A 3,992-nucleotide genomic window follows, 5' to 3' on the forward strand; every position below is an offset into this window, starting at 1 on the left:
TGAAGGCTATGACCGTAAGGGTCGATGTCCAGTCTGGACCGGGCACGGCAGAATGTGCAGCGCGACAATCAAAGTGAGACGCCAGCGTCAATCAAGGTGAGACGCGGATTTGGGAGCTCGAAGGGAGGGCGTAGCCCGACTGGAGAGACCCCAAATCCGCGTTTCGCCCGGAACGGGCGTGTCTGAGGACCGTGATCGGTTCGGATAGAAAGCGGTTTTCCTGAGGGGGAGATCGTTGATGCCGGGCCGTCATGTCACCGATAGACAGATGAGGCTGTTCATGACGCTCAGACAAACCCATTCCGTTACCATCGCCGCCGCCAAAGCCGGCTTGAGCCGTGCTACCGGCTACCGGCTGGAAGCCGACCCGGTTTTGATTTCACAAAAGAAGCCTGAACGTGGCAGGCGCCGCCCGGACCCGCTTGCGGATATTTTCGATACGGAAGTCGTACCCCTTCTGCGATCGTCTCCTGGCCTTCGACCGGTCGCGATCTTCGAAGAACTGCTTCGCCGCCACCCCGATCTGAGCCCCGGTATCCGGCGAACGCTGGAGCGGCGGATCCGCGAATGGCGGGCCGTATATGGTCCCGAACAGGAGGTGATGTTTCGCCAGGTTCATAAGCCGGGCAAGATGGGCCTGTCGGATTTTACCGATATGGGCCGCTTGGCAGTGAGTATCGCCGGCCAACCCCTGGACCATCGGCTGTATCACTTTCGGCTGGCCTATTCCGGCTTCGAGCATGCCCATGTCATCCTGGGCGGCGAGAGCTATGTTGCCATGGCCGAGGGCTTGCAGAATGCCCTCTGGTCTCTCGGCGGCGTCCCGGAAGAACACCGGACCGACAGTCTTTCAGCAGCGTTCAAGAATCTGGATCAATCGGCGCAGGCCGATCTCACCGATCGCGTTGACGCCCTGTGCCGCCATTACGGCATGACGCCATCGCGCAATAACAGGGGCCTCGCTCATGAGAACGGCTCCATAGAAGGCCCTCACGGCCATCTGAAGAGGGCGATCGAGGACGCCCTCGCCATGCGCGGGTCACGAGACTTCGGGAATCTGGAGAGCTATCGGCGCTTCATCGACGAAGTCGTCGGTCGGATCAATGCCCGCAACGCCAAGCGTATTGATATCGAGCGGGCCAGCCTCAAACCGCTTCCTGTCCGCCGCACCACCGATCATGAGCAGGTCACGGTCCGGGTTACATCATCTGGCGGCTTCATGTTGCGCAAGGTCTTCTACACCGTCCCGTCCCGGCTGATCCATCATCAGCTTCGGGGCAGGCTCTATGATGACCGGCTGGAACTGTTTCTCGGAGCGACATTCCTGATGACGCTGCCCCGCCGGCGTGCTGGTCGGCATGGCCCGCATCAGCATGTCGTCAACTATCATCACGTCATCCATTCGCTGCGCAAAAAACCCATGGCACTGATGGGGCTGGTCTACCGCGATCAGCTGTTTCCACGGCAGGTATTCCGTGAGGTCTTCGACATGATGCTGGAACGGGCGACGGAACGACAGGCTTGCCGCATGATCGTCGATCTTCTGGCGCTGGCCCATGACCGCGGTTGCGAGGCCGAACTCGCAGCCCAGCTCGAAGAGGATATGCGTCAGCAGCGATTGCCGGACATCGCGGCCCTGCGAGCACTCTTTGCGCCCCTCGCCGAAAGCCTGCCCGGGGTCGAGGTGCATCTGGCCGATCTGTCGAGCTACGATCAACTGCTCAGTTCCGCATCAATCGCGGAGGAGGCAGCAGCATGACGTCGACCGATATTGACGCTGCGCGTCTCACCCTTGCCCTGAATGAGCTGCGCCTGCCGGCCATCAAGGCACTCTGGCCTCGTTTTGCCGAACAGGCCGACAAGGAAGGCTGGCGTGCGGCCCGCCTGCTCAATGCCCTCGTGGAGCACGAACTGGCAGAGCGTGATCGGCGCCGAATCGAACGCCATCTCGCTCAGGCACGGCTTCTGCCGGGCAAAACGCTCGACAGTTTCGACTTCAACGCCGTCCCCACGCTCTCGAAGGCCCACATCAATGCCATCACTGCCGGCGACAGCTGGATCGGAAACGGGAACAATATCCTGCTGTTCGGCCCGCCAGGCGTCGGCAAATCGCATCTCAGTTCGGCTATCGGGCTGGCGCTCGTCGAGAACGGCTACCGCGTGCTCTTCACGCGCACCACCGATCTCGTGCAAAAACTTCAGCAGGCCCGGCGCGATCTCGTGCTCGAAGCCGCCATTGCCAAGCTCGACAAATACCACCTGCTGATCCTCGATGACATCGCCTATGTCACCAAGGATCAGGCCGAGACCAGCGTGCTGTTCGAGTTGATCAGTGCGCGGTACGAACGACGATCCATGCTGATCACCGCAAACCAGCCGTTCGGCGCCTGGGACACCATCTTCCCGGATCCCGCAATGACGCTCGCCGCGGTCGATCGCATCGTCCACCACGCAACCATCTTCGAAATGAATGTCGAAAGCTATCGACGAAAGGCAGCAGTGAAGGCCAAAGGACCCGGTCGCCCTCCCAAGCAGGCTTCAGCCGCCGACTTCAACCCTGATTGACGCTCCCCGACAATCAGCCCCGACAAAACGCTTGTCCGCGACACATCAATCGGACAAGCTCACAAAATCGCGGTCGCAGAATCTCATCCTGTTTGACGCGCTCGTCTCATCCTGATTGCCGCGCTACAGCAAAGGCTGCCGATCGGTCGTTCCCGAGTATTGTGCAGGTCTGCGATGCCCTTGATCAGCTTCCCGCAAGCGACGGCTTCGATCTCGTCATCGGTAATCCGCCATATGGCCGGGTCACACTCGCACCGCACCAGAGAGAGTGCTATCGCCGCAGCCTTTACGGGCACGCGAATCTGTATGGCGTTTTTACGGATCTGGCGATCAGGTGGACAAAACCAGGTGGAGTTATCGCCTACGTTACGCCGACCAGTTTTCTCGCGGGACAATATTTCAAGGCTCTTCGGGGTCTTCTGTCCAGCGAGGCGCCGCCAGTCGCGGTTGACTTCCTTCAAGCCCGGCGTGGTGTGTTTCAGGATGTCTTGCAGGAGGCTGTGCTTGCCACCTATCGCCGCGAGGGGAAGGTTGGCGAGGCTACCGTACATTTTCTCGGCCTACGCGATGGCCGGGCGCAGGTTGAAGAAGTTGGGAGCTTCCGGCTTCCCGTTGACGAGAGCGGTCCTTGGATAGCACCGCGCGAGCCGCATCACCGTGCGCTCGCTGAGCAATTGACGAGGATGCCGAACAGGCTGGCCGATCTGGGGTACAAAGTCGCCACTGGCCCACTGGTCTGGAACCGACACAAGGACCAACTGCGTAATGATATGAAACCGGGCACCTATCCGTTGATCTGGGCAGAGTCGGTAACGAGTGACGGGTCCTTCCGATTTCGCGCCACGAAACGCAATCACTCTCCGTATTTTCAAACGCGGAAAAGTGATGAGTGGCTAAAGGTCGTTCGCCCCTGCGTTCTGCTTCAGCGCACGACAGCAAAAGAGCAAACCCGTCGGCTGATAGCAGCCGAGCTTCCCGCTGAATAAATCGCACAACACGGAGCAGTAATAGACGAAAATCAAATCAACAAGATAAGCACCATCCAAGAAAAGCCGCTACAAACACCCCCAACACTAACACAGGTGTTGAACAGCAGAATAGTTGATCAAGCTTTTCGGTGCATTAGTGGAAGCGTTGCGGTTTCAGCATATGAATTGGAGGCATTGCCACTTCCCTCCTTGGGAGAAATGGAAAAGATAGATCAACTTGTGATCTGTGGAGCGGCGCCCGAGAAGGTCCATGCTGTCCTCGAAACACTTTATGCCGGCGAGTGCGGTTAATGCTTGCGCCTATTCTTGCTCGCGCTGAAATTCACAAGCGGCTGAAAGATATTTTTCCTGAAGGTGCCTATAATCGAAACTACGTGACACGTGAACTTGCGGCGAGCACAGTTTTTGCCGCGCTTTACGTTGGCGCGATCCGCGGTA

The 3,992-nt window shown here is 58.8% G+C and carries 3 protein-coding genes; all 3 read left to right on the forward strand.

Going from position 1 to position 3,992, the window contains the following annotated elements; genetic code table 11:
• Window positions 1-268 precede the first annotated feature (268 nt).
• The 3 genes from istA to EA346_RS13545 all read left to right on the forward strand — a co-directional run bounded on the left by istA (window position 269) and on the right by EA346_RS13545 (window position 3,551).
• Window positions 269-1,759, forward strand: a complete 1,491-nt coding sequence (gene istA, locus EA346_RS13535; RefSeq protein WP_296759493.1) for an IS21 family transposase — start codon at window positions 269-271, stop codon at window positions 1,757-1,759.
• On the forward strand, window positions 1,756-2,565 hold the full coding sequence (istB, locus tag EA346_RS13540; RefSeq protein WP_296759495.1) for an IS21-like element helper ATPase IstB: 810 nt from the start codon (window positions 1,756-1,758) through the stop codon (window positions 2,563-2,565). The genes istA and istB overlap by 4 nt, the downstream gene beginning before the upstream one ends.
• 161 nt (window positions 2,566-2,726) lie before the next feature.
• Window positions 2,727-3,551, forward strand: a complete 825-nt coding sequence (locus EA346_RS13545; RefSeq protein ID WP_296759497.1) for an Eco57I restriction-modification methylase domain-containing protein — start codon at window positions 2,727-2,729, stop codon at window positions 3,549-3,551.
• Window positions 3,552-3,992 lie beyond the last annotated feature (441 nt).

This window comes from Thioalkalivibrio sp. (assembly GCF_007692535.1).
In the GTDB taxonomy this organism is placed as follows: domain Bacteria; phylum Pseudomonadota; class Gammaproteobacteria; order Ectothiorhodospirales; family Ectothiorhodospiraceae; genus Thioalkalivibrio.